Origin of the sequence: Mesorhizobium qingshengii, assembly GCF_027563465.1 — a bacterium.
In the GTDB taxonomy this organism is placed as follows: domain Bacteria; phylum Pseudomonadota; class Alphaproteobacteria; order Rhizobiales; family Rhizobiaceae; genus Mesorhizobium; species Mesorhizobium qingshengii_A.
On sequence record NZ_JAPFQA010000002.1, the window covers coordinates 18,287 to 42,744 of the forward strand.

Annotated in this window: 18 protein-coding genes; 7 read left to right on the plus strand and 11 right to left on the minus strand. The window is 63.8% G+C overall.

Going from position 1 to position 24,458, the window contains the following annotated elements:
* Positions 1 to 11: 11 nt before the first annotated feature.
* The gene (locus OOJ09_RS04680) at positions 12 to 1,385 is read right to left on the minus strand and encodes a cytochrome P450 (RefSeq protein WP_269904080.1); all 1,374 of its coding nucleotides are present in this window, start codon (positions 1,383 to 1,385) and stop codon (positions 12 to 14) included.
* A gap of 211 nt (positions 1,386 to 1,596) precedes the next feature.
* On the opposite strand from OOJ09_RS04680, the gene OOJ09_RS04685 reads away from it, so the two are divergent.
* From OOJ09_RS04685 to OOJ09_RS04700, 4 genes are all read left to right on the plus strand, one after another.
* Positions 1,597 to 2,166 (plus strand): NADPH-dependent FMN reductase, encoded by a 570-nt coding sequence (locus tag OOJ09_RS04685; RefSeq protein WP_269904081.1) that lies wholly within the window; start codon positions 1,597 to 1,599, stop codon positions 2,164 to 2,166.
* 91 nt (positions 2,167 to 2,257) lie between these two features.
* A complete protein-coding gene (locus tag OOJ09_RS04690; protein ID WP_269904082.1) occupies positions 2,258 to 4,876 on the plus strand; it encodes a caspase family protein in 2,619 nt (872 codons plus the stop codon).
* 161 nt (positions 4,877 to 5,037) lie between these two features.
* Complete coding sequence (gyrB, locus tag OOJ09_RS04695; protein ID WP_269904083.1) at positions 5,038 to 7,509, plus strand: DNA topoisomerase (ATP-hydrolyzing) subunit B; 2,472 nt, start codon at positions 5,038 to 5,040, stop codon at positions 7,507 to 7,509.
* Between the two features lie 221 nt (positions 7,510 to 7,730).
* Positions 7,731 to 8,648 (plus strand): hypothetical protein, encoded by a 918-nt coding sequence (locus OOJ09_RS04700; protein ID WP_269904084.1) that lies wholly within the window; start codon positions 7,731 to 7,733, stop codon positions 8,646 to 8,648.
* A gap of 78 nt (positions 8,649 to 8,726) precedes the next feature.
* On the opposite strand, the gene OOJ09_RS04705 is transcribed toward OOJ09_RS04700, so the two are convergent.
* From OOJ09_RS04705 to OOJ09_RS04750, 10 genes are all read right to left on the minus strand, one after another.
* Positions 8,727 to 10,124 carry an NAD(P)(+) transhydrogenase (Re/Si-specific) subunit beta gene (locus tag OOJ09_RS04705; RefSeq protein ID WP_269904085.1) on the minus strand — a complete coding sequence of 466 codons (1,398 nt, stop codon included), beginning with the start codon at positions 10,122 to 10,124 and terminating at the stop codon, positions 8,727 to 8,729.
* Positions 10,125 to 10,130: 6 nt separating this feature from the next.
* Entirely contained in the window at positions 10,131 to 10,556 is a 426-nt protein-coding gene (locus tag OOJ09_RS04710) for a proton-translocating transhydrogenase family protein (protein WP_091581083.1), read from the minus strand.
* Positions 10,556 to 11,854 (minus strand): Re/Si-specific NAD(P)(+) transhydrogenase subunit alpha, encoded by a 1,299-nt coding sequence (locus OOJ09_RS04715; protein ID WP_269904086.1) that lies wholly within the window; start codon positions 11,852 to 11,854, stop codon positions 10,556 to 10,558. Before OOJ09_RS04715 ends, OOJ09_RS04710 begins: the two co-directional genes overlap by 1 nt.
* 84 nt (positions 11,855 to 11,938) lie before the next feature.
* Positions 11,939 to 12,163, minus strand: a complete 225-nt coding sequence (locus OOJ09_RS04720) for an aa3-type cytochrome c oxidase subunit IV (protein ID WP_269904087.1) — start codon at positions 12,161 to 12,163, stop codon at positions 11,939 to 11,941.
* 205 nt (positions 12,164 to 12,368) lie between these two features.
* The gene (locus OOJ09_RS04725; RefSeq protein ID WP_269904088.1) at positions 12,369 to 12,518 is read right to left on the minus strand and encodes a DUF3096 domain-containing protein; all 150 of its coding nucleotides are present in this window, start codon (positions 12,516 to 12,518) and stop codon (positions 12,369 to 12,371) included.
* Between the two features lie 120 nt (positions 12,519 to 12,638).
* Positions 12,639 to 13,418, minus strand: coding sequence for an N-acyl amino acid synthase FeeM domain-containing protein (locus OOJ09_RS04730; RefSeq protein ID WP_269904089.1), 780 nt, complete (start codon positions 13,416 to 13,418; stop codon positions 12,639 to 12,641).
* Positions 13,419 to 13,567: 149 nt separating this feature from the next.
* Positions 13,568 to 15,880, minus strand: coding sequence for a putative bifunctional diguanylate cyclase/phosphodiesterase (locus OOJ09_RS04735; protein WP_269904090.1), 2,313 nt, complete (start codon positions 15,878 to 15,880; stop codon positions 13,568 to 13,570).
* Positions 15,881 to 16,024: 144 nt separating this feature from the next.
* A complete protein-coding gene (locus OOJ09_RS04740) occupies positions 16,025 to 19,504 on the minus strand; it encodes an indolepyruvate ferredoxin oxidoreductase family protein (protein ID WP_269904091.1) in 3,480 nt (1,159 codons plus the stop codon).
* 215 nt (positions 19,505 to 19,719) lie between these two features.
* The gene (locus OOJ09_RS04745; RefSeq protein ID WP_269904092.1) at positions 19,720 to 20,250 is read right to left on the minus strand and encodes a hypothetical protein; all 531 of its coding nucleotides are present in this window, start codon (positions 20,248 to 20,250) and stop codon (positions 19,720 to 19,722) included.
* Positions 20,243 to 20,851, minus strand: a complete 609-nt coding sequence (locus OOJ09_RS04750) for a CGNR zinc finger domain-containing protein (protein WP_269904093.1) — start codon at positions 20,849 to 20,851, stop codon at positions 20,243 to 20,245. The genes OOJ09_RS04745 and OOJ09_RS04750 overlap by 8 nt, the downstream gene beginning before the upstream one ends.
* Positions 20,852 to 21,003: 152 nt before the next feature.
* On the opposite strand from OOJ09_RS04750, the gene OOJ09_RS04755 reads away from it, so the two are divergent.
* From OOJ09_RS04755 to OOJ09_RS04765, 3 genes are all read left to right on the plus strand, one after another.
* On the plus strand, positions 21,004 to 21,909 hold the full coding sequence (locus OOJ09_RS04755) for a branched-chain amino acid ABC transporter permease (protein ID WP_269904094.1): 906 nt from the start codon (positions 21,004 to 21,006) through the stop codon (positions 21,907 to 21,909).
* Between the two features lie 189 nt (positions 21,910 to 22,098).
* On the plus strand, positions 22,099 to 22,683 hold the full coding sequence (locus OOJ09_RS04760; protein WP_269904095.1) for a TRAP transporter small permease subunit: 585 nt from the start codon (positions 22,099 to 22,101) through the stop codon (positions 22,681 to 22,683).
* Positions 22,683 to 24,455 (plus strand): TRAP transporter large permease, encoded by a 1,773-nt coding sequence (locus OOJ09_RS04765; protein ID WP_420107500.1) that lies wholly within the window; start codon positions 22,683 to 22,685, stop codon positions 24,453 to 24,455. Before OOJ09_RS04760 ends, OOJ09_RS04765 begins: the two co-directional genes overlap by 1 nt.
* Positions 24,456 to 24,458 lie beyond the last annotated feature (3 nt).

A 24,458-nucleotide genomic window follows, 5' to 3' on the forward strand; every position in this document is an offset into this window, starting at 1 on the left:
GGTCTTGCCCCTCAACGATGGCGAGGCGTGACCTGCATTGGCAGGCCGCCTTGCGGCTGCGTGGTCAGTTTCTGCACCGGCCAGGGCTTGGTCTCGGCCGTCGTGTCGAAGCGGAAGCGCGACAGCATGATGGCGAGCGCGATGATCGCCTCCTGCATGGCGAAGCTGGCGCCGATGCAGACGCGCGGGCCCGCGCCGAACGGTAGATACTGGAAGCGGTCGATCTTTTCACGGTTTCCCGGGTGGAAGCGTTCCGGCAGGAAGGCGTCGGGCCTGTCCCAAAGCTTCCGGTGGCGATGGACGACCCACGGCATCACCAGCACGGCCGCGTGCTTCGGGATGTAAAGATCCTTCCACATCTCCGGCACGATCGGCTCGCGGTTGATCGATGGCGCCGGCGGATAGAGCCTGAGCGCCTCGTCGAAAGCGGCGCGGGTCAACGGCATGGCGTCCAGCCACTTCGTCGGATCGGGCTCGCGCGCCAGCACCTGGTCGATCTCCCGCTCGATCCTGTCGCGCTCCCATGGTGATTCCGCGAGACAATAGAGCGTCCAGCCGAGTGCGCGCGCCGTCGTCTCATGGCCGGCGCCGATGAAGGTGATGATGTTGTCCTCGACCTCGGCCCGCGTCAGTCCTTCCGGCCCTTCCGCCTTGAGCAGCAGCGTCAGGAAATCCTGCGGCACGCCATCGGGATCGCGCTTGAATTTGTCTTCGCGCATCTTGACCGTGTCCGTCACGATCTTGCGGAAATAGGCCATGGTCTTGCGGCCACGGATGCGGGTCAGGCGTGGCAGCCAGTCGGGGGCACGCAACAGGTCGAGCGGATCGACGCGGCCCATCGTCTCGAACAGGCGGTCGATTTCATTCGCAAAACTGCCAGGCTCGCCAGCGATCTCGCCCGAGAACAGCGTCTCGGCCAGAATGTCGTAGGTGAGCAGGGTCATGTCATGGGCGATGTCGGACGTGCCGCCCTCTTCGTAGCGGGTGACGAACTCCTGCGTGCGCCTGAGCATCGGCTGGGCAAAGCCGAAAATATGGCGCGGCGTGAACACCGGGGCCATCGCCTTGCGCGAACGCCTCCAGACCTCGCCCTCGGCGGTCAGCAGGCCGTCGCGCAGGATCGGCCGCAGGATCTTCTGGCGCACCGTCGCCATCTTGTAGTTCTTGGCGTTGTCGACCAGCACATGGCGGATGAGGCCGGGATCGTTGGCTATGACCAGATGTCCGCCAACGCCATTCACCGATATCCAAGGCTCGTTGTAGGTCGGCTCGCCCCACAGCTCGAGCGGATTGCGATAGACGATGCGGATCATCTCCAGCGTCGAAGGCGGCGACGTGCGCGGCTTCGGTGCGGGGGGAACGAAGGGGGCGGGCTGGGTGTCCATCATGTGCTCCGCTGATACATCAATGTAGTGGCTGGCAATCCAGGCGTCCATGTGGCCGAACAGCAATGCTCAAGCCGCGCGACCGGGACGTCGCGGCAGACAGCCTGTTCATCCGATCGTGACCGCCGCGCGCAAGGTCCCGCCTTGTCCACCCGGACGCTGTGCCGTAGTGACAGTCACCAACAGATACCGCCAAACGAAGGAGCCGACCTTGAAGCACCAGCTGAACATCATCATCGGCAGCACGCGGCCCGGCCGCGCCGGACCGGTATTTGCGCAGTGGCTGGAGACATTCGCGCGCGAGCACGGGAAATTCGAGCCGGTGCTGACCGACATCGCCGCGTTCAACCTGCCGGTGCTGGACGAACCGCATCACCCGAGGCTCGGCAACTACCAGAACGATCATACCAAGGCCTGGTCGAAGGCGATCGATGCCGCCGACGCCTTTGTGTTCGTGGCGCCGGAATACAATTATTTCGCCGCTCCGGCGATCGTCAACGCCGTCGACTATCTCGCGCGCGAGTGGAAATACAAACCCGCCGCCATCCTCAGCTATGGCGGCGTCTCCGGCGGCCTGCGCGCGGCGCAAGCGGTCAAGCCGCTGCTGACTTCGGTCGGCATCATGCCGATCCCCGAGGGCGTTTCGTTGCCGCTCTATCAGAAACTGCTCGAGAACGACGGCTCTTTCCGGCCCAGCGAACATGTGCAGAGCGGAGCTAAAGCCATGCTGGACGAGCTGTTGCGCTGGAGCGAGGCGTTGAAGCCGATGCGCGCCTCCTGAACGAGCCGGTTTTCGGCCAAAAAGCCCGGCTTGCTCATGCCATAAAGAGGTGGAATGTTCGCGCAAATGAACGAGCCGGGGGCGGTTCGACTTGCGCTTGCTGTTTGCCTTGCTGCTGATCTTGTCGGCGACCGCCACTGCGATGGCGGAGCGGCGCGTGGCGCTGGTGATTGCCGATGACGACTACCGCCTGGTCCGGCAGCTCGCCAATCCCGTTCATGACGGCGAGGCCATGGAAGCGGCGCTGAAGAAGCTCGGTTTCGAGGTCGTTCTCGAAACCAACCGCGATCTCAGGCGCATGCGGCGAGCGCTCGACGATTTTCGCCAGGACGCCAAAGGGGCAGACGTGGCGCTGCTCTATTTCTCCGGCCACGGCGTCGAAATCTCTGGCGACAACCGGCTGCTGCCGATCGATGCCGATGCCTCTTCGCTCGATGCGCTGGAAAAGACCAGCCTGCCGCTGGAGGAGGTGCGCGACGCGGTTGCCGCCACCGCCAAGGTCGGGCTGATCGTGCTCGACGCCTGCCGCAGCGATCCGTTCTCGGGCACGGCGAGCGAAGGGCGTGGCGCGACATCACTGGCCAAGGATGTCGCGGAGAAGGTCCGGCCGGGCCTCGGCCGCATTGGCCGCGCCGAGAACATCCTGTTCGCCTTTTCAGCGGCACCCGGCGAAACAGCCGCCGACGGAACCGGCCAGAACTCGCCATTCACGACGGCGCTGGTCAAATATCTCGGCACCGACGGCCTCGAGATCCGTTCGGTCCTGACCTTGGTCCAGCAGGAGGTCTATGACCTTTCGCGTGGAAAGCAGCTGCCCTATGTCGAGAGCGGCCTGCCGAAACTGTTCTTTGCCGCTTCGGCCAAGGAATCGTTGCCGGAGCGCGAGCGCCTGCTGCTCGCCATGGCCGATGTGACGCCGGAAATGCGCGGCGAAGTCGAACAGATCGCCAGCGATGCCGACATGCCGCTGGCGCCACTCTATGGCGCGCTGATCAGTTCAGATGCCAGCCATTTGTCGGCCGACAGCCTGAATGCCAGGCTGCGCGAAGCGGCCGACGCCTTCGTCAAGGTGCGCAGCGAAATGAAAACGCTCGCCTCCGATGACCCACAAGTCACGGAACTGCGCCGGCAGGCCGAGGAGCAGCTTTCGCTCGGCGCCTTCGATGGCGCGCGTGCGATCCTCGCCAGGGCGGCCGACATCGACAATGTTTCGCGCAATGCCTTGAAGGCCAACTTCGTCAGTCGCACGCTGTCCGAAGCCGCGACGCGTTTTCTTTCCGGCGGCGCGGCACGCGCCGACCTCGACTACGCCACCGCCATCAAGGACTATGAATCGGTGCTGGCCCTCTACGGCGAAGCCGGGCAAACCTCGCTGGCGTTGGACGACGCCGACCGTCAGATCCGCACGCTGGATGAGCTCGGCAAGCTCTACACCCTTGTCGGCAACACCGATGCGGCAGGCCGTGCCTTTGCGGCGCTGGTGTCCAATCTCGAGCTGCGTTCGGGCCGCGAAACCGATCCGAGCGTCAAGCGCGATTTCGCGGTCAGCCACATCAAGCTCGGCAACATCCGGCTGGCGCAAGGCGATCTGCCGGCCGCGCTGGAAGGCTACCAGGCGGCGAAGGCGATCTTGCGGGACCTGACCGCGGCCCGCCCGGACAAGCTGCCCTGGTTCGGCGATCTGGCCATGGCCGACGACAAGATCGGCAATGTGCTGGTGACGCAGGGCGATCTGGCTGGTGCCGCGCAGGTCTACCAGGAAAGCCTGTCCATCAAGAAGCAGCTTGCCGACAGCGAGCCGGACCGCGCCGAGCCGCAGCGCGATCTGACCATCAGCTATGACGAGATCGGCGACCTTGCCCATGTCATGGGCCAGTTGGACAACGCCCAGGTGGCGTATGAGGAGAGCCTGAAGGTCCGCCTGGCGCTGGCCGGCAAGAAACCGCAGGATGCCGAGCGGCAGCGCGATGTCTCGGTCAGCCATCAGACGATCGGCGATCTCAAGCGCGAGCGCGGCGATGCGGCGGGGGCGCTCGCGGCCTACCATGCGAGCCAGGCGATCGTCGAACAACTGGTGAGCCGCGACCCTGACAATACCGAGCTGAAGCGCGACCTGTCGGTCGGCAACGCCAAGATCGGAAATGCGCTGAGCGATCAGGAGGACTGGCCGGCGGCGCTCGCCGCCTATCAGGACGCCCTCTCGACAGCCCGCGTGCTGGCGGCCAGTGACCCGAACAACACCGACTGGCAACGCGACCTTTCCGTCTGCCTTGAAAAGGTCGCCGGGGTTCTGGCCACACAGGGCGACCAGAAAGGCGCGCTGAAAGCCTATATGAACAGTTTCGTCATCGCCGACCGGCTGGCCAAGCTTGATCCGGGCAATGCCGACTGGCAACGCGACCTGTCGATCACGCTGTCCGAAATCGGCATGCTCAAAGTCAAGCAGCGCGACATCAAGGGGGCGCGGCAGGCATTCCAGGACAGTCTCGCCATCCGCCAGCAGCTTGCCCAGTCCGACCCGGACAATGCCACCTGGCAGCGCGACCTGGTGGTTGCCATGGTCGATTACGCCCAGGTCGCCAAGAACCCCAAGGCAGTGCTTTCCCAGGCGCTCGACATGACGCAGGAGCTCGACCGCAGCGGGCGGCTGGCACCGCGATACAAGTTCATGATCAAGTTTCTCGAGGACCGGCTGGCCAAGGTGAAATAAGGCCTGGTGGGAGCCGGGCATGGACAGCCGGCTCATTCCCCTGGAAATGGCTGCAAACCTTGGAAAAACCGCCTTTAGCGCCTATATCTAGCCGATAGCAGAGGCGCGATTCGGGGCCGATTTTTCGCGCTGTACAAGCGGCATCTAGACAACAGGTTTTCATGAGCGACCAGACCGAAAACGCCAACGGCGCCGAAGCCGAATACGGCGCCGATTCCATCAAGGTTTTGAAGGGGTTGGACGCTGTCCGCAAACGCCCCGGCATGTATATCGGCGACACCGACGACGGTTCGGGCCTGCATCACATGGTCTATGAGGTGGTCGACAACGCCATCGACGAGGCGCTGGCCGGTCACGCCGACCTCGTCACGGTGACGCTCAACCCCGACGGTTCGGTGACGGTTATCGACAATGGCCGTGGCATTCCGACCGATATCCACACCGGTGAAGGCATTTCGGCGGCCGAAGTGATCATGACGCAGCTGCATGCCGGCGGCAAGTTCGACCAGAACTCATACAAGGTGTCCGGCGGTCTACATGGCGTCGGCGTCTCGGTGGTCAACGCCCTTTCGGCATGGCTGAAGCTGAAGATCCGCCGCAACGGCCAGATCTTCGAGATGAGCTTCACGCATGGCAATGCCGACGCGCCGCTGAAGGCGACGGGCAGCTATGAGCAGAACAAGCAGCCGGGTACCTATGAGGGACGCAGCGGCAGCCAGATCACCTTCTTTCCGTCGGCCGAGACCTTCACCATGGTCGAATTCGACTTCGGCACACTGGAACACCGGCTGCGCGAGCTCGCCTTCCTCAATTCCGGCGTGCGCATCGTTCTGACCGATGCGCGCCATGCCGATGTCGTGCGCCATGAGCTGCACTATGATGGCGGGCTCGAAGAGTTCGTCAAATATCTCGACCGGGTCAAGAAGCCGCTGATCGACAAGCCGATCGCCATCAAGGCCGAGCGCGACGGGATCACCGTCGAAGTGGCGATGTGGTGGAACGACAGCTACCACGAGAACGTGCTGGCCTTCACCAACAACATCCCGCAGCGCGACGGCGGCACCCATCTGGCCGGTTTCCGCGGGGCACTGACCCGCCAGGTCACCGGCTATGGCGACTCCTCGGGCCTGACCAAGAAGGAAAAGGTCTCGCTGATCGGAGACGACTGCCGCGAGGGCCTGACGGCTGTGCTTTCGGTCAAGGTCCCCGATCCGAAATTCTCCTCGCAGACCAAGGACAAGCTGGTCTCGTCGGAAGTGCGCCCGGTCGTCGAAGGGCTGGTCAACGAGGCGCTCGGCACCTGGCTGGAAGAGCACCCGACCGAGGGCAAGGTGGTCATCGAGAAGGTGATCCAGGCCGCGGCGGCGCGCGAGGCCGCGCGCAAGGCGCGCGACATCACCCGCAAGAGCTCGCTTGGCGTCACCTCTCTGCCCGGCAAGCTGGCCGACTGCCAGGAACGCGACCCGGCGAAGTCCGAAATCTTCATCGTCGAGGGTGACTCGGCCGGCGGCTCGGCCAAGGGCGGCCGTTCGCGCCAGAACCAGGCGATCCTGCCTTTGCGCGGCAAGATCCTCAATGTCGAGCGGGCACGCTTCGACCGCATGCTCGGCTCCGACATGATCGGCACGCTGATCACCGCGCTCGGGACTTCGATCGGCAAGGACGAGTTCAACGCCGACAAGCTGCGCTATCACAAGATCATCCTGATGACCGACGCCGACGTCGACGGCGCCCACATCCGCACCTTGCTGCTCACCTTCTTCTTCCGGCAGATGCCGGAGCTGATCGAGCGCGGCCATCTCTACATCGCCCAGCCGCCGCTCTACAAAGTGACGCGCGGCAAGAGCTCGCAATACATCAAGGACGAGAGCGCCTTCGAGGAATTCCTGATCGGTTCGGGGCTGGAAGAGGCGTCGCTTGCGCTCGGCTCGGGCGAAGTTCGCGCCGGGCAGGACCTGCGCAGCGCCATCGACGATGCGCTGGCCGTGCGCCAGCTCATCAACGGCCTGCACACGCGCTACAGCAGAGGCGTGGTCGAGCAGGCGGCGATCGCCGGGGGCCTTAACCCGGACGTGTTTACCGACCTCGGCCGCGCCAATGCCATGGCCGAGCGTGTCGCCAAGCGCCTCGACATCATCGCCGAAGACACCGAGCGCGGCTGGACCGGCCGCATGTCAACCTCGAATGAAGGCACTGGCGGCTATGTGTTCGAGCGCACCGTGCGCAGCGTCAAGGAATACGCGCATCTGGATCTCGCCCTGATCAATTCGGCCGACGCGCGCCAGCTCGACCGCTACGCACAGCGCCTCAGCGACGTCTACGGAACGCCACCGGTGTTGCGCCGCAAGGAAGTCTCCGAAACCATCTCGGGACCGCTGGCGCTGCTCAACGCGGTCTTTGCGACTGGTCGCAAGGGCCTGACCATGCAACGCTACAAGGGTCTCGGCGAGATGAACGCCGAACAGCTCTGGGAAACCACGCTCGACCCGAATGTGCGTTCGCTGCTGCAGGTCAAGGTCAATGACGCAACCGACGCGGACAGCCTGTTCTCGCGGCTGATGGGCGACGAGGTCGAGCCCAGGCGTGAATTCATCCAGGACAACGCGCTGTCGGTCGCCAATCTGGATATCTGATCTCTGGTGTTGGCGCGCCGCGGCGCGCCAATTGTTCCACCCTGGCAAACAAAATCATTTTATAACCCGCCGGAACAGAAGTCTCCTCGGGACATTGTGACAACATCGATCACAATTTCTCACAGGAGGCTTTCATGGGACGCGGCATTTTGCTCTGGTTGCTCGGAATTCCGATTCCAATCATCATTCTCATCATGCTCTTCGTACGGTAGGGGGCATTGATGCAGTCCATCCTATCGGCGGTCGACGTATCCGCTTCAACAGAATCCTCCGCCACGGCCGTCAGTTGGGGACCGATCATCGCCGGCGCCTTCGCGGCATCGACCTTGACCTTCATCCTCATGCTGCTCGGCTCCGGGCTTGGGCTGAGCATGGTTTCACCATGGTCGGGCTCGGGCGCTTCGGTCACCACCTTCGCGGTTTCCACCGCCATCTGGCTCGTCATCGTGCAATGGCTGTCCTCCGGTGTCGGCGGCTACCTTGCGGGGCGCCTGCGCACCAAATGGGTCGGCATCCACACCGACGAGGTCTATTTCCGTGACACCGCCCACGGCTTCCTCGCCTGGGCACTGGCCACCCTGCTCGTCGTCGGCGTGCTTGGTTCGGCCCTGTCCGCCGCAGTTGGTTCAGGCGTCCAGGCGGTCTCCACCGTGGCTTCTGGCGCGGCGCTGGGCGCTTCGGCCGGTGCATCGGCCAATGCCGGCGGCGCACCGACCGACAATGCGACCTCCTACCTAGTGGATTCGCTGTTTCGTCCGGCCGATCCGAGCAAGCTCGCGGCCGCCAGTCCAGACGGCGATGCCGCCGCCGTCGGGCAGGCCTCGCGCATCCTGATCGCCAGTGCAGCCGCAGGCGAAATCCCGGCCGACGACAAGACCTATCTGTCGCAACTGGTCGCCGCCCGCACCGGTCTTTCCGAAGCCGATGCCAAGGCACGGGTCGATGCGCTGGTTGCCAAGGTCCAGGATGCCAAGGTCAAGGCCAAGCAGGCAGCCGATACCGCCAGGAAGGGCGGTGCGACCTTTGCACTGCTTGGCGCCTTGTCGCTGGTCATCGGGGCTTTCATTGCAAGCGCTGCCGCGGCCCTCGGCGGCAGGCAGCGCGATGACGAGGAAGCGCTTTTCATCAGCAGCCGCTGAACCTGCCACGCCCTTGAAAACGCAAAAGCCCGGCCTCGCGGCCGGGCTTTTGTTTGGTTCAATCTCGCTGTCGCCGGATCAGTGATCCATGGCCTTGACGATTTCCTCGGTCATCTTCTTGGCGTCGCCGAGCAGCATCATGGTGCCGTCCTTGTAGAACAGAGTGTTGTCGATGCCGGCATAGCCGGAGCCGAGCGAGCGCTTGACGAACAGGCAGGTGCGCGCCTTGTCGACGTCAAGGATCGGCATGCCGTAGATCGGCGACGACTTGTCGTCACGGGCCGAAGGGTTGGTGACGTCGTTGGCACCGATGACATAGGCGACGTCGGCCTGCGCGAACTCCGAGTTGATGTCCTCGAGTTCGAACACCTCGTCATAGGGCACATTGGCTTCGGCAAGCAGCACGTTCATGTGACCGGGCATGCGGCCTGCCACAGGATGGATGGCGTATTTGACGTCGACGCCGTTGGCCTTGAGCTTGTCGGCCATCTCACGCAGCGCGTGCTGCGCCTGGGCAACCGCCATGCCGTAGCCGGGCACGATGATGACCTTCTGCGCGTTCATCATCAGGTAGGCCGCATCGTCGGCCGAGCCCTGCTTGACCGTACGCTCGATGCCATCATCGGCCGCTGCCGCCGTCTCGCCGCCGAAGCCGCCAAGGATGACCGAGATGAACGAGCGGTTCATGCCTTTGCACATGATGTAGGACAGGATCGCGCCGGACGAGCCGACCAGCGCGCCGGTGATGATCAGCGCCAGATTGCCGAGCGTGAAGCCCAGCGCCGCCGCCGCCCAGCCGGAATAGGAATTCAGCATCGAGACGACGACCGGCATGTCGGCGCCGCCGATCGGGATGATGAGCAGGATGCCGAGCACCAGCGACGCGGCGACGATCAGCCAGAACACCAGTTTCGATTCCGTGGTGACCAGCAGAACGATCAGCACGATCAGCGCGATGCCAAGCGCGGCGTTGATGAAGTGGCGGCCGCCGATCATGATCGGCTTGCCGGACATGCGGCCATCGAGCTTGAGGAAGGCGATGACCGAGCCGGTAAAGGTGATGGCGCCGATGGCGACGCCCAGGCTCATCTCGATCAACGCCTGGGCATGGATATCGCCTGCCGTGCCGATGCCAAAGCTTTCCGGCGCATAGATGGCCGCGGCCGCGACCATGACGGCGGCGAGGCCGACCAGCGAATGGAAGGCGGCGACCAGTTGCGGCATCGAGGTCATGGCGATGCGGCGCGCGGTGATGGCGCCGACGCCGCCGCCAATGGCAAGACCGAGTACGATCAGGCCGAAGCGGCCGGCCGACGGCGTTGCCAGCGCCAGCGTGGTGGCGATGGCGATGGCCATGCCGATCATGCCGTACAGATTGCCCTGGCGGCTGGTGGTCGGGTGCGACAGGCCGCGCAGCGCCATGATGAACAGGACGCCGGAAACCAGATAGAGGAAGGACGCGAAGTTGGCGTTCATGGCGCTCTACTTGTCCTTCTTCTTGTACATGGCCAGCATGCGCTGGGTGACGAGGAAGCCGCCGAAGATGTTGACCGAGACCAGCATCAGCGCGACGAAGCCGAAGCCGGCGGCGATGCCGGAGGCCGCGATGCCGACAGCGAGCAGCGCGCCAACGACGATGACCGAGGAGATGGCGTTGGTGACCGCCATCAGCGGCGTGTGCAGCGCCGGCGTCACCGACCAGACGACATAGTAGCCGACGAAGATCGCCAGCACGAAGATGGCGAAGCGGAACACGAAGGGATCGATGGCGCCGCCGGACAGCGCGTGCGCGGCGTCACCCGCCGCCTCGGCGCCACCGGGCGCGGTCGCCATGTTTTGTACCGCCAGCCGAACGGCGGCGGAGGCCTGGTCGAGCTGGTCGAGGGCTTTCTGGAGGGTCTGATCCATCACGCAATGCCTTTCGACTTGGACGAGGGCGACTTGGGTGCGGCCGGTTTGGATGCGGCAGATTTCTTGGGCGCGGCTTTCTTCGCGGCAGCAGGTTTGCCCGAAGCGTCGGCGACCATGGTCTTGGCCGGGATCGCGGCGGGCTCGACATGAGGCTGCTGGTCGGTCTTGGCGAAGGCCGGATGCACGATCTTGCCGCCGTCGGTCAGCATCGTCGCCTTGACCAGATCGTCATCGCGGTTGATGGCAAGCGTCTTGGTCGTCTTGTCGACCAGTGTCTCGAGGAAAGCGAATAGGTTCTTCGCATAGAGCAGCGAAGCGGATGCCGCGATGCGGCCGGGCACATTGAGATGGCCGACGATCTTGACGTTGTTGGCCGTGGTGACGACCTGGCCTGCCACGGCACCCTCGACATTGCCGCCGCGTTCGACCGCAAGGTCGACGAGCACCGAACCCGGCTTCATCGAAGCGACCATGGCCGCCGACACCAGCTTCGGCGCCGGCCGGCCGGGGATCAGCGCCGTGGTGATGACGATGTCCTGCTTGGCGATATGCTCGGCGGTCAGCGCCGCCTGCTTGGCCTGGTATTCCTTCGACATTTCCTTGGCGTAGCCGCCGGCTGTCTCGGCGGCCTTGAACTCGTCGTCCTCGACGGCCAGGAACTTTGCGCCGAGCGAGGCAACCTGTTCCTTGGCGGCGGGACGCACGTCGGTGGCGGTGACGACCGCGCCAAGCCGGCGCGCGGTGGCGATCGCCTGCAGGCCGGCGACGCCGACGCCCATGATGAAGACCTTTGCCGCCGGCACGGTGCCGGCCGCCGTCATCATCATCGGCAACGCCCGGTCATATTCCGAAGCGCCGTCGATCACCGCTTGATAGCCGGCAAGATTGGCCTGCGAGGACAGAACGTCCATCGACTGGGCACGGGTGATGCGCGGCATGAATTCCATCGAGAAGGCGGTGACGCCGGCCCTGGCAAGTGCCGCGACGGCGGCATCATTGCCATAGGGATCCATGATGGCGATGACCGCCGCCCCGGATTTGTAGTTCTTCAGTTCGGCATCCATCGGCCGGCGCACTTTCAGCACCACGTCGGCCTTGGCGACATCGGAAGCCTTGCCGATCGCGCCCCCCGCCTTGGCGAACTCCTCGTCGGGGATGCGCGAGCGTGTGCCGGCTCCGGTTTCGACAACCACGTCGAAGCCAAGCCCGGCCAGCCGCTTCACCGTATCGGGCGAGGCCGCGACGCGTGGCTCGTTCGCATCGAGCTCACGAGGGATGAAAACCATCTGTCCCACCGCATGATCCTTTCGGCTGGAACCTGTTTCCGCAAGACGTCGGCCGGACTTCCGGCGGCGCCCCCGGCAAAGGGTCTGAAAAGTCTATCGGAGAATGAAGCCGCCGACGGCCAGGATCAGGACGAACAGGATGGTCGCCGAGAAGAAGCCGCCTGCAAAGAAGCCAAAAGCCATCGCCAACAAAAGGGCGCCGCAAAACAGCGCGCCGTATTTGGCGAGCATGAGGAAGCCCGCATAGGTGCGGTCATGCTCGGCGTAGTCCATCTTCGCGCCCAGTTCGACAGGACCGGTCGGCGTGTGATCAGCCATAGGAATTCCCCTTCGAAGACATCTTTGAGGCACATAGCGAAAAGCCGGGCCGAGGGCAATGGCGCTATTGCCGCATCGCCGGCGACAACTGCCTCAAAGGAAAGTTGAAGCCGGCTGCCGGATCCCTGGGGTCGGGGGGCCTGACGCGGGATTGCGAAAGCGATCGAGGCGGCCGCCGAGGGGCCTGTCGCCGCAACCGGCGCTGTCAGCGGGCAAGATGCGGGAAGAGCCCGAGCAATCCGACGACGATCAGATAAAGCGCGACGATGTAGTTCAACAGCCGTGGCATCACCAGAATCAGCACGCCGGCGATCAGCGAGATGAGCGGGGTGAGCGCGAGCTGGGAAATGTGCATGTCGGGTTCCTTCGGGCAGATTCGTTGGCATGATGACAAGGCCGGCGCGAAGCACGCCGCCATCATCAGAACGCGGATATGGCTGGAAAGCTCCAGACGCCTGGCGAAAAACGCGTGGCCTCAAGCGGCTTCGCGAAAATACTTTGCCGTTGGCAGAATGGTCAGCGGCGCCAGTTCGCCCGCACCAGGGGTCTCGAACAGCATGCGTTGCTCCATCGGAGTCGACCGGAAGAACGGGAACCGAGAGAAGGAGCGCTCGCGGATCGCGTTGACGTTGGCCCTGTAGAGCACGACCTTGTAGTTCAGGCCTGGATAGTCGCGCAGCTCGCCGATCTGCTCGGAACAGTAGATGCGACGGTAAAAACCCGCATGTTCCGGCCGAATGGTCGACAGGCAGTAAGGTGCATCGAAATAGAAGCAAGCCATACCGGCGAGGCGCAACGTCAGATAGGGAATCTGCGGATAGATCTTTGACCAGTCGGGGTCGGCGGCAAAGCGGCTCGGGTCGGCGAAATGCGCACCAGCGGCAAGCATTGGCCGCAAGATGTCACCGTAGACCGTGGTGGAGGGCGATTGCGGGGTCGCGCTGCAGGCATGGTGGATGCGCAGCGTGCTGACCAGTTCCCCGTCAATGTAGATGCCGAATTTCGAGCAATTCTCGGTTTCGTCGAGCTCATCATGCACAATATGTTCGGGGTTTTCCGGCACCATATCGCTCAACCGATAGGACTTGTAGCGCAACCTGTAGATGTCTTCGAGATCTTCGCCCTTGTCGCAGCGGCGATACTCTGTGCGCTCCAGCATTGCCGAAATGTTCCGAGCAAAGCTCGACATGTTATCGGACGAATTTCCTCCGTCCGCGCCCGCCGCATGGCGAAGCGCCGCCAACTGCCCGTCCATCATGCGTCCCCGTAAGTTGCCCCCGCAGTTCAACCCTACGACAGGCCCCCGGGATGTAAAGATGAAAATGGGACAGACGCCGTTTACTCATCGTTAACGTTAACAATCCGTAAAGTTTTACGAAAATGCATCGCTTCCCTGGCAAGGAATCAGCGGCGTGCAATCCTCTTGGCTGTCTTGATATCCTTGGCGAAGGGCCAGACCGTGCTCGACATCGTGTCGATACCGGACGCGCTGAGCGCTGAGCCGAACAGGAAACCCTGCACAAGGTCGGGTTTTACCTGCAGCGCCAGGATCTTGAGCTGCTCGAACGTCTCGACGCCTTCGACCGTCACCGAAAGCCCCAACGGCCGTGACAGATTGACAATGCCCTTGAGCAGTTCAAGCGAGCGGGCGTTCTGGGTGACATCGATCAGGAACGAGCGGTCGATCTTGATCTTGTCGAGCGGCAGCTTGTGCAGGTAGCTCAGGCTCGAATAGCCGGTGCCGAAATCGTCGAGCGCGATGCGCACGCCAAGCCGCTTCAGTTCCTCGATGTACTGGCGCGTCAGCGACTTGTCGTCGAGTAGCGCCGTTTCGGTAACCTCGATCTCCAGCCGGCCGGCGGCGAGGCCGGAGCTGGCCAACGCATCGCGAACCTTCTGGATGACGTCACGATTGCGGAAATCCTTGGCGGAAAGGTTGACCGAGACGCTGGTCTGGTCCGGCCATTTGGCGCATTCGGCGCAGGCTGCCTGCAGCACGAAGGTGCTGATCTCGGAAATGATGCCCATTTCCTCCGCCAATGGAATGAAGATGCTGGGCGAGACCGGCCCAAGATCCGGATGGTCCCAACGGCACAACGCCTCGCAACTGGCGATGCGCATCGTGTTCATCGCCACGATCGGCTGATAGACCACGCGCAGACTCTTGGCCTCTACGGCGCTGCGCAGATCCGCCTTCATCAGCTGGCGGTTGCGGAAGGCGGCATCCATCGAAGCCTCGAACAGCCGCCAGCTGTTCTTGCCGAGTTCCTTGGCCTTGTAGAGCGCCAGGTCCGCCTTGACGATCATGGCGTCGACATCGGTGTCCTTGACCCGCGACAGCACCGCACCGCCGCTGGCCTGGATGCGCAGCCCGTGACCGGCGACGTCCACTTCCCCCTGCAGGCCGGCGAAAATCTCGTCGAGCTGACTGGTCAGATCGCTCTCATCCTCGACGCGGTCGAAAAAGATCATGAATTCGTCGCCGCCGAAACGGCTGACCGTGATGCCTTGCCCGGCAATGGCGGCAAGCCGCTCGGCAACAGCGTAGATCAAACCGTCGCCGATCGGATGTCCGAGCGTGTCGTTGACGCTCTTGAAATCGTCAAGGTCGAGCACCGCCAGCCCGCAGAGACGGTCGCGATCGCCGGACGCCATGGCCTCGCCGACCAGTTCATGGAAATAGGCGCGGTTGGGCAGGCCGGTGAGGTTATCGTAGCGCGCCATGAAGCGGATCTTTTCTTCCGCCTCGACACGGGCGGTCACGTCCTCGAACGTGATGACGCCGAGCTCCTGGCTGCCTTCGCGAGCCGAGAACTCATAGTGCTGGCCATTGGCAAGCGAAACGAGCACCTTGCGGTCACGGCCCTCGCGTAGGGCGCGCGTCAGCTGAGCCTCGATATAACGGCAATCCTTGGGCGCCAGCATGCCGCCGGCGACGCCGCGCATCAGAAGGCCATGGATCGACCGCCCGAGCAGCGCATCCGGCGATTTGAGCGACATCAGATGCGCGGCTTCGGCGTTGGCCACCGCCACCCGGCCATCCGGGCCGAGCATGACAAGGCCATGCGACATGGTGTTGAGCGCCCGGTTGAAGCGCTGGGCAATGCGGTTCGCCTTCTTTTCCTCGGACAAAGCAGCAAAAAGCACCTCGCGGACCAGGTCGGCGAAGCGCTTGATGGCAAACAGGAAAGGCGCGGAGAGCAGGCCAAGGATAAAATGATAGGGATCGCCGCGCAGGATGAAGCCAAGCGAGATCGGCCAGGTCATGGTCATGATGAAGATCATGACCATCCTGGGCGAGCCGTAGTTGCGGCCGGCGATCGCGGTCGCGGAGGCGAGCGTCACGCAGACGGCCGCGATCTCGGCGAAACTGTCATAGGCCAGATAGATGCCGACGAAACAGAAGGTGCCCAGCATGAAGCCATGCATGGAGCCGTAGAAAATGTAGTCGTTCTCGCGTTGACGCGCTTCCTCCCGGCTCTTCGGCACCGGCGCGTTCCGGTACTTTCGGATGTTGCGCAGACGCAGGAATGCGACCGTCAGAAAACCAAACGTCACGGCAAGATAGGCTGGATCCCTGGTTTTCCAGTAGACAAGCACCACCAGCAGGGTCTGGGCAAAGAAGCCAATCGAAAGCGTCAAGCCGTCGCGAAACAGGGTTTCCACGAACGGAATGTAGACGTCGACCGGGATCTCGTTCTTTTTTCTCAGATTCAACGCCTGAATCCCAACCCTTGGGACCCAAGCAGTGCCACATCCGCCTTAAGAAAGATTTAGAGAGACCGTCACGCCCTTGCCGTCAAGCCGGGTGACGTTGCGGAAAGCGAGGAAAGTGTTCTTCAGGTAAACAAGGCGTATCGATTACTCCGCGGCCTGAAGTTCGGGCCGCGCCGGCGTGTTAGACAAGCGTTCGAGCAACCTTTGGCGTTCGCCCGCGGCCTTTTCGGCGCTGGCTTGCCGAACGTGACCGTAGCCGCGGATAAGCGCCGGCACCGAGACCAGCGCAACCGCCACATCGACCCTGGCCGGCGTCAGCGATCTGGCCACGAGCTCCAGATCCGCCTCGTACTGCCCAAGCAGTTGCCGCTCCATGCGCCGCTCGGCGGAGTAGCCGAACAGGTCGAAGGCGGTGCCGCGCAGGCCCTTCATCGCCGCCAGCACGCGAAAACCCCTCATCATCCAGGGACCGAAGCTCGATTTCCTCGGCTTGCCGTCATTGCCGCGACGCCCCATGATCGGCGGCGCGAGATGGAATTCGAGCTTCTCGTAGCTCTGGAACTGCTTTGCCAGGCCGGCGGCGAAGGAACCGTCGGTGTAGAGCCGCGCCACTTCGTACTCGTCCTTGATCGCCATCAGCTTGAACAGATTCCTGGCCGCTGCCTCGGCCACGGCTGTCGAGCCGGGCACGGCCTTGGCCTCGGCGGCGCGCACAATGGCCAATCTCGCGGCGTAGCGCCTGCCATAGGCGGCGTTCTGATAGGCGGTCAGGAAAGCGACGCGGCGGGCAATGATGTCGTCCAGCGTCTCGGCGACATCGGCAGTCTGCCCGGCCTTGCCCGGCTGAACGACGAGGGCGCGCACGAAATCCGGCTGATGGGCGGCGCGACGGCCCCAGCGGAACGCGGCGATGTTCATCGCCACGGCTTCGCCATTGAGTTCAATCGCCTTCTCGACCGCCTCGGCCGACAGCGGCAAGCCGCCATGCTGGAAGGCAAAGCCGAGCATGAACATGTTGGCGCCGAGCGAATTGCCGAACAGCGCGGTGGCGGTTCGCGTGGCGTCGAAGAAATGCGCCTTGTCGTCGCCCGCTGCGGTGCGGATCGCCTTCTTCAGGCGCTCTATCGGCAACGAGAAATCGGCCGACCGGGCGAACTCGCCGGGCATGATCTCCGCGGTGTTGGCGAGGAAGATGGTATGGCCCTCGCGCACCGCGGTCAGCACCTTCTTGGCGCCCGACACGACGAGGTCGCAGCCAAGCACGAGATCGGCCTTGCCGGCCGAAACGCGGATGGCATGGATGTCGTCCGGGGTGCGGGCGATGCGGACATGGGTGAACACCGAGCCCCCCTTCTGGGCGAGGCCGGCCATGTCGATCATACCGCAGCCCTTGTCCTCGAGATGGGCCGCCATGCCGAGCACCGCACCGACGGTGACGACACCGGTGCCGCCGACGCCATCGATGATCGCCGCCCAGCCTTGCTCGCCCAGCGGGAATTCGGCCGGCGTGGGCACGCCGTCGAGCGGATCGGCCTTGCCGGCCAGGCCCTCGGCCTTGCGGATCCTGGCGCCGTGCACGGTGACGAAGGACGGGCAGAAGCCGTTGACGCAGGAGAAATCCTTGTTGCAGCTCGACTGGTCGATCCTGCGCTTGCGGCCGAATTCGGTTTCGACCGGCTGTATCGAGACGCAGTTCGACTGCACGCCGCAGTCGCCACAGCCTTCACAGACCAGCTCGTTGATAAAGACGCGCTTGTCGGGATCAGGAAAAGTGCCGCGCTTGCGGCGGCGGCGCTTTTCGGCGGCACAGGTCTGGTCGTAGAGCAGGATCGAGACGCCCTTGACGTCGCGCAGCTCGCGCTGGACCAGATCAAGATCGTCGCGGTGATGGATCGTGGCGCCGGCCGGGAATTCGGCCTTGCCAGCATATTTGTCGGGTTCGTCGGTGACGATGGCGATGCGGTCGACGCCCTCGGCGCGCACCTGCCTGGCGATCATGTCGACGGTCAGGCCGCCTTCATGCGGCTGGCCGCCGGTCATGGCGACGGCGTCGTTGTAGAGGATCTTGTAGGTGATGTTGGCGTCGGTCGACAGCGCGAAGCGGATCGCCAGCATGCCGGAATGGTTGTAGGTGCCGTCGCCGAGATTCTGGAAGATGTGGCCGCGCTTGGAGAAGGGCGCCTGGCCAACCCATTGCGCGCCCTCGCCGCCCATCGCCGTGAAGCCGACGGTGTTGCGGTCCATCCACAACGCCATGAAATGGCAACCGATGCCGGCCGCGGCGATCGAGCCGTCCGGCACCTTGGTCGAGGAATTGTGCGGGCAGCCGGAACAGAAAAAAGGCGTGCGCGAGCCGATGTCGGTGGCGTCCGCCAGCATTGCCTGGAACTGGCGCAGCTTGGCCACCCGCGCCGAAATCTCTTCCGACGGGCCGATGGTTCTGACGATCCTCTCGCCAAGCGCAATGGCGATCTCGTTGGGGTCGAGCGCGCCCTTGGCCGGGAACAGCCAGTCGCCGCGCTCGTCCTTCTTGCCGACAATAACCGGCTGGGTGGCGGTGCCGTAAAGGCTCTCGCGCAGTTGCACCTCGATCAGCGAGCGTTTCTCCTCGACGACGACGATGGTGTCGAGGCCGCGGGCAAAGTCGGCGATGTGATGCAGGTCGAGCGGCCAGGGGCAGCCAACCTTGAACAGCCTCACGCCAATGCGGTTGGCGGCCGCCTCGTCGACGCCGATGTCCTCGAGCGCCTGGCGGACATCGAGATAGCTCTTGCCAAGCGTGATGATGCCGATCTTCGGGTTGCGGCCGCCCGAATAGACGATCCGGTTCAGCCCGTTGGCATGGATGAAGGCGGAAGCGGCGGCGCGCTTGTGTTCATGCAGCCGCTCCTCCTGGCCAAGCATGTCGATCTCGTGGCGGATGTTGAGACCGCCGGGCGGCATGTCGAAATCCGGGACGACGATACCAAGCCGCTCGAGCGAGGCATCGACCGAGGCCGTCGATTCGATGTTGTCCTTGACGCATTTGATCGCCGCCCAGGTGCCGGCGAAGCGCGACATGGCAAAGCCGTAGAGCCCGTAGTCGATGATCTCCTGGACGCCGGCCGGGTTGAGGATCGGCACCATCGTGTCGACAAACAGGAATTCGGTGGCGTGAGCGTTGGTCGAGGATTCGGCCATGTGGTCGTCGCCCATCAGGGCGAGCACACCGCCATGTCTGGACGAGCCGGCGAGATTGGCGTGGCGAAACACGTCGCCAGAGCGGTCGACGCCCGGCCCCTTGCCATACCAGACCGAAAAGACACCATCGTGGGTGCCCTCGCCCAGGAGTTCCGTCTGCTGCGATCCCCAACAAGCTGTGGCGGCAAGCTCCTCGTTGAGGCCGGGCTGGAAAACGATGTCGGCCTGGGCGAGCTGCTTCTTCGCCTTCCACAGCTGCATGTCGAGACCGCCGAGCGGCGAGCCGCGATAGCCGGAGACGAAGCCGGCCGTGTTCAGGCCAGCGCGGCGGTCGCGCTCGCGCTGCATCAGAAGCATGCGGATGACCGCCTGCGCGCCGGAAAGGAAGATGCGCTCCTTGCCAAGATCGAACTTGTCGTCGAGCGCGACGTCGTGCAGCGTCATCAGGTATTTCCTCTGCGAAGGCCGCGCGGGGACAGGCAGCCAACGTCGGGGTCGGATGACGCATCCTTTCTCCCCTTGCAAGGCAGGTCAAACAAAATCGAAGGGTCCAGCAGAGCGGAGAGCAAACCGCCGCACACCCATCAGGCGGACGAGAACGGCACTGGTGGCAGCCTTCGCGGCCGGGTGCCCCCGGCGGCGCTCACAAGCGGGAGATATCAGGCGGCCTTCGAACAGTCGGGCTTCGGCTCGCCCGGCAGCTTGCCGTCGACATGGCCGATCATGTCCTTGTTGAGTTCGTAGACCGGCCCGACCACCAGCGGCCGGTCGGGCAGGACCGACTGATCGAGCGACGATGTCAGCGTCGTCTCGAAGCTTTGCAGCAGCTTGCCGTTGGCATCTTCGATGCGGATCGAAACGGCATAGGGCTTGTCCTTGACCACGCAGGTAAGTGGCGGGCTGGTGAGCGTGATGTGCGGCAGCTTCGGCCAGATCTTCTGGTTGACGATGATCGGATCGCCGCCGGCCGGGTTCTGGAAGTTGACCACGGCGACCTGCCCCTCACCCATCGGACGCAGCGGATTGAGGGTGATGACATAGGTGGCGATGCCGAGCCGGTAGTTGAACTCGAAAAGCTTGCCCGAAATGGCGAACAGCTGATCCTTGCCAGAGTCCCGGCAGGCGCCAAGGGCGACGGCGGCGAACAAGCATGCCCCCAGAACGATCGAACGCGAGAACTTTCTAGACATCGGAGACCTCCCCGGCCGCTGTGCGGCGGCGATAGTGTCGACTGGCTTTCTGACGGTTGCCGCACACCGCCATGTCGCACCAAAGGCGGCTGGAATTGCGGCTTCGGTCAACAAACAGCCAACTGCAGTTGGGGCAGATTCTGAGCCTGGCGACGGTGTCGTCGCGCAGCAGCGACAGGGCCGAGACGGCCAGTGCCGCCTCGAAGGCGATCGGCGTCGCCGGGTCTCCGAACGGCCGTCCAGCCGCACCGATTTCGGTGCGGCTGTGCGTCAGACCGTCGGCGCAGTCCCGCAAGAAGCCCGCCAGGTCGCCGGTGGCGATCGCGCCTTTCGACACAGCGCCGCGAAACAACCGGTCGGTGCTCTCGCGGATCGACATCACCACCGGCGCTATCGTCTCCGGCGACGGAGCCTGCAACTGCCTGCCACCGAGTTCGGCCGCGCGAAAACCGCTTGCGGCATCGGCGAAGCGCGCGATCTCCACCGGATCGTCGAAACGATCGAAGGTCTTCTGGGGGTCGTCGCGCAACACGACAGTGTTGGCCGTGTCGAGCGCGAGAATGCCGCCGGTGAAGCGATGCGGGGTCCAGGATACCGTCATGTGCTAAATCTAACCGATAAATCCTGTTTGACAAGTTAGATTCCACGATGCAACCTTGCTTCGGGCGCGGCGTCCGCGGCGACCTTCAGTAGAGCATGTCGTCGTCCCAAAACCGCCTCGCACTTTTGGGCGACAAGCTCTGAGGACCGTGCATGCTCTATTTCTTCCAGCAGGTTCTGAACGGGCTGCATTCGGGCGCTCTCTATGCCCTGCTCGCCTTCGGCTATGTGCTGACCAACGGCATCCTGCACCGCACCAATCTCGCCTATGGCGCGGTGTTCGCCTTTTGCGGCCACACGATGATCCTTACCGCCGCCTTCGGTTACCAGGCTCTGTGGATGACGCTGTTCGCAGCGGTGGCGCTCGGCGTCGTCGCGGCTTTCCTTTACGCGGCGCTGATCAGCCATGTCCTGTCGCGCAACGTGTTCGAGCCGCTGGCCGACCGCTCGCCCAACGCCATCGTGGTGACGACGCTCGGCATATTGCTGGTGCTGTCGGAGGCGAGCCGCATCGCCGCCGATACCCATGATCTATGGCTGCCGCCGATGCTGGCGGTGCCGGTGATCTTCGCGCAGGATGACAGCTTCAAGGCGACGCTGACGCTGATCCAGCTGCTCGACTGCGCCGCCGTGCTGGCGGCCATCGCGCTGGCCGCATGGGCGTTCGCGCGCTCGAGCTTCGGCAGGTCATGGCGCGCCGTTTCCGACGACCCCAAGGCGGCGGCGATGTGCGGCGTCGACGTGCGTGCCGTGTTCCGCCACGCGGTGCTGTTCGGCGGCTTCTGCGCCGCGCTCGCCGGCGTGCTTGCCGGCATCTACTATGGCAACATCAGCTTCGGCACCGGCCTGACCTATGGTCTGAAGATCCTGTTCGTGACGGCGGTCGGCGGCTATCTCTCGCCGCCGCGCGCGGCGCTCGGTGCGGCTGCCTTCGGCATGGCCGAATCGCTGTGGGCGGGCTATTTCCCGCTCGAATGGCGCGACGCCTGGATGTACGTGTTCCTCGTCGCCATGCTGGTGCTGATCGGCGCCGGCCGCGACCAGCGGAAGATCGTCTGAACCGTATCAGACTTTGGTTGCATGCCGCGAGGGCAGGCCGCCGGTATCCGGCCCTGCCGCTCGTTCGATGATGTTTTGCCGCCGCTATCCTTGTTGACCCGTCAGTCCACGCGCGGCATACCGTTGGACCACGCGGCGTGACGGAGACAAGGGGGAAGCCGGCACGCCTCCAATACCAGGGAGGAATGCATGGCAGGGCTTCTCGCTCTATCAAGGACCATCGATCGCGCGAACGAATTCATCGGCAAGTGGGTATCGTGGCTGATCCTGCTGGCGATCCTGGTCAGCGCCGCCAACGCCATCATCCGCAAGGTGTTCGACATATCCTCCAACGCGTGGCTCGAGTTGCAGTGGTATCTGTTCGGAGCCGCCTTCATGCTGGCGGCCGCCTACACACTGAAGCAGAACGAGCATATCCGCATCGACATCGTCTACGGCCTGTTCTCGCGCCGCGTGCAGCACTGGATCGACCTGCTCGGCCACATCCTCTTCCTGATGCCGTTCGTGACGCTGATGGTGATCTATTTCGTTCCCTATGTGTCGCTGTCGTTTCGCAGCGGCGAGATGTCCAACAACTCCGGCGGGCTGATCATCTGGCCGGCCAAGGCCATCCTGCTCGTCGGCTTTTTCCTGCTCGCGCTGCAGGGCATTTCCGAGATCATCAAGAAGATCGCCATCATGCGCGGCGACATGGACGATCCCAATCCATTCATATCGGCACATGAGCAGGCCGAACTCGAAGCCAAGGCGATGGCCGAAGAGGTGCGCTCGTGATGGAGTTCATCGCCCAGAACATGGCGCCGATCATGTTCGCCTCGCTGATCATCTTCCTGCTGATCGGCTACCCCGTCGCCTTTTCGCTGGCCGCCAACGGCCTGATGTTCTTCTTCATCGGCGTGCTCCTCTCGCCCTATTCCGGTGGATCGATCAACCTCGCCTGGCCGCTTCTGCACGCGTTGCCGGACAATTTCTACGGCAGCCGGGTGATGTCGAACGACACGCTGCTGGCCATTCCGTTCTTCACCTTCATGGGCATCGTGCTTGAACGATCGGGCATGGCCGAAGACCTGCTCGACACGATCGGCCAGCTGTTCGGGCCGATCCGCGGCGGCCTCGCCTATGCGGTGATCTTCGTCGGCGCGCTGCTGGCCGCGACAACCGGCGTGGTGGCCGCTTCCGTCATCGCCATGGGCCTGATCTCGCTGCCGATCATGCTGCGCTATGGCTATGACCGCCGGCTGGCGGCTGGCGTCATCGCGGCGTCGGGTACGCTCGCCCAGATCATCCCGCCATCGCTGGTGCTGATCGTGCTTGCCGACCAGCTCGGCCGTTCGGTCGGCGACATGTATGCGGGCGCGCTGATCCCGGGCCTGGTGCTGACCGGTCTCTACGCGCTCTACATCCTGATCATGTCGATCGTCCGGCCGGCGTCGGTGCCGGCGCTGCCGCTGGAAGCCCGTACGCTCGGCCACGGCGTACTGTCGCTCCTGGCGGCGCTGCTGGTGTCGGTCGCGATCTCCTATGCGGCGTATTACTACCTCGCTCCGGCGCATGGCGACAATGCCGACATTCTCGGCGCCACTGTCGGGGTGCTCTTCATCTACATCGTGGCAATTGCCGACAAACGGCTGAACTTCAACATGATGTCCAGGCTGGCGCAGCAGGTGATCATCGTGCTGATCCCGCCGCTGGCGCTGATCTTCCTGGTGCTGGGTACCATCTTCCTCGGCATCGCCACCCCGACGGAGGGCGGCGCCATGGGCAGTGTCGGCGCATTGATCATGGCCGCGGCAAAGGGGCGGCTGTCGCTGGACGTGGTCAAGCAGGCATTGACCTCGACGACGCGGCTGTCGTCCTTCGTGCTGTTCATCCTGATCGGCGCGCGCGTGTTCTCGCTTACCTTCTACGGCGTCAACGGCCACATCTGGGTCGAACACCTTTTGACCTCGCTGCCGGGCGGTGAAGTCGGTTTCCTGATCGGCGTCAACATCCTCGTCTTTTTCCTGGCCTTCTTCCTCGACTTCTTCGAGCTGGCCTTCATCATCGTGCCGCTGCTGGCGCCGGCCGCCGACAAGCTCGGCATCGACCTGATCTGGTTCGGCGTGCTTCTGGGCGTCAACATGCAGACAAGCTTCATGCACCCGCCCTTCGGCTTCGCGCTGTTCTACCTGCGCTCGGTGGCTGCCCGCGTGCCCTATCTCGACCGCCTCACCGGCAAGCAGATCGCGCCGGTCACCACCGGCCAGATCTATTGGGGCGCGGTTCCCTTCGTCTGCATCCAGGTCATCATGATCGGACTGACCATCGCCTTCCCGCAGATGGTGATGCACTACAAGGGCACGACCGTCGATCCAGGCACCATCGACTACAAGGTGCCAGAGGTACCCGGCCTGTCGCCGCTCGGTGCACCGCCGGCCGGCGGCGGCACGGCTCCGGCCGCTCCCGCCGCCCCCGACCTGTCGCAGCCGCCGAGCTTTGGCGACACGCCGCCAGTCCAGCCGGCGGCACCGCAGCCGGACCTGTCGCAACCGCCAAGCTTCAACTGAAAC

What these genes read in the sequence shown, in the direction of transcription:
- OOJ09_RS04680 (WP_269904080.1), bottom strand. Translation starts at nt 1,385, where the DNA reads ATGGACACCCAGCCCGCCCCCTTCGTTCCCCCCGCACCGAAGCCGCGC.
- gyrB (WP_269904083.1), top strand. Translation starts at nt 5,038, where the DNA reads ATGAGCGACCAGACCGAAAACGCCAACGGCGCCGAAGCCGAATACGGC.
- OOJ09_RS04700 (WP_269904084.1), top strand. Translation starts at nt 7,731, where the DNA reads ATGCAGTCCATCCTATCGGCGGTCGACGTATCCGCTTCAACAGAATCC.
- OOJ09_RS04705 (WP_269904085.1), bottom strand. Translation starts at nt 10,124, where the DNA reads ATGAACGCCAACTTCGCGTCCTTCCTCTATCTGGTTTCCGGCGTCCTG.
- OOJ09_RS04710 (WP_091581083.1), bottom strand. Translation starts at nt 10,556, where the DNA reads ATGGATCAGACCCTCCAGAAAGCCCTCGACCAGCTCGACCAGGCCTCC.
- OOJ09_RS04720 (WP_269904087.1), bottom strand. Translation starts at nt 12,163, where the DNA reads ATGGCTGATCACACGCCGACCGGTCCTGTCGAACTGGGCGCGAAGATG.
- OOJ09_RS04725 (WP_269904088.1), bottom strand. Translation starts at nt 12,518, where the DNA reads ATGCACATTTCCCAGCTCGCGCTCACCCCGCTCATCTCGCTGATCGCC.
- OOJ09_RS04730 (WP_269904089.1), bottom strand. Translation starts at nt 13,418, where the DNA reads ATGGACGGGCAGTTGGCGGCGCTTCGCCATGCGGCGGGCGCGGACGGA.
- OOJ09_RS04740 (WP_269904091.1), bottom strand. Translation starts at nt 19,504, where the DNA reads ATGACGCTGCACGACGTCGCGCTCGACGACAAGTTCGATCTTGGCAAG.
- OOJ09_RS04745 (WP_269904092.1), bottom strand. Translation starts at nt 20,250, where the DNA reads ATGTCTAGAAAGTTCTCGCGTTCGATCGTTCTGGGGGCATGCTTGTTC.
- OOJ09_RS04750 (WP_269904093.1), bottom strand. Translation starts at nt 20,851, where the DNA reads ATGACGGTATCCTGGACCCCGCATCGCTTCACCGGCGGCATTCTCGCG.
- OOJ09_RS04755 (WP_269904094.1), top strand. Translation starts at nt 21,004, where the DNA reads ATGCTCTATTTCTTCCAGCAGGTTCTGAACGGGCTGCATTCGGGCGCT.
- OOJ09_RS04760 (WP_269904095.1), top strand. Translation starts at nt 22,099, where the DNA reads ATGGCAGGGCTTCTCGCTCTATCAAGGACCATCGATCGCGCGAACGAA.
- OOJ09_RS04765 (WP_420107500.1), top strand. Translation starts at nt 22,683, where the DNA reads ATGGAGTTCATCGCCCAGAACATGGCGCCGATCATGTTCGCCTCGCTG.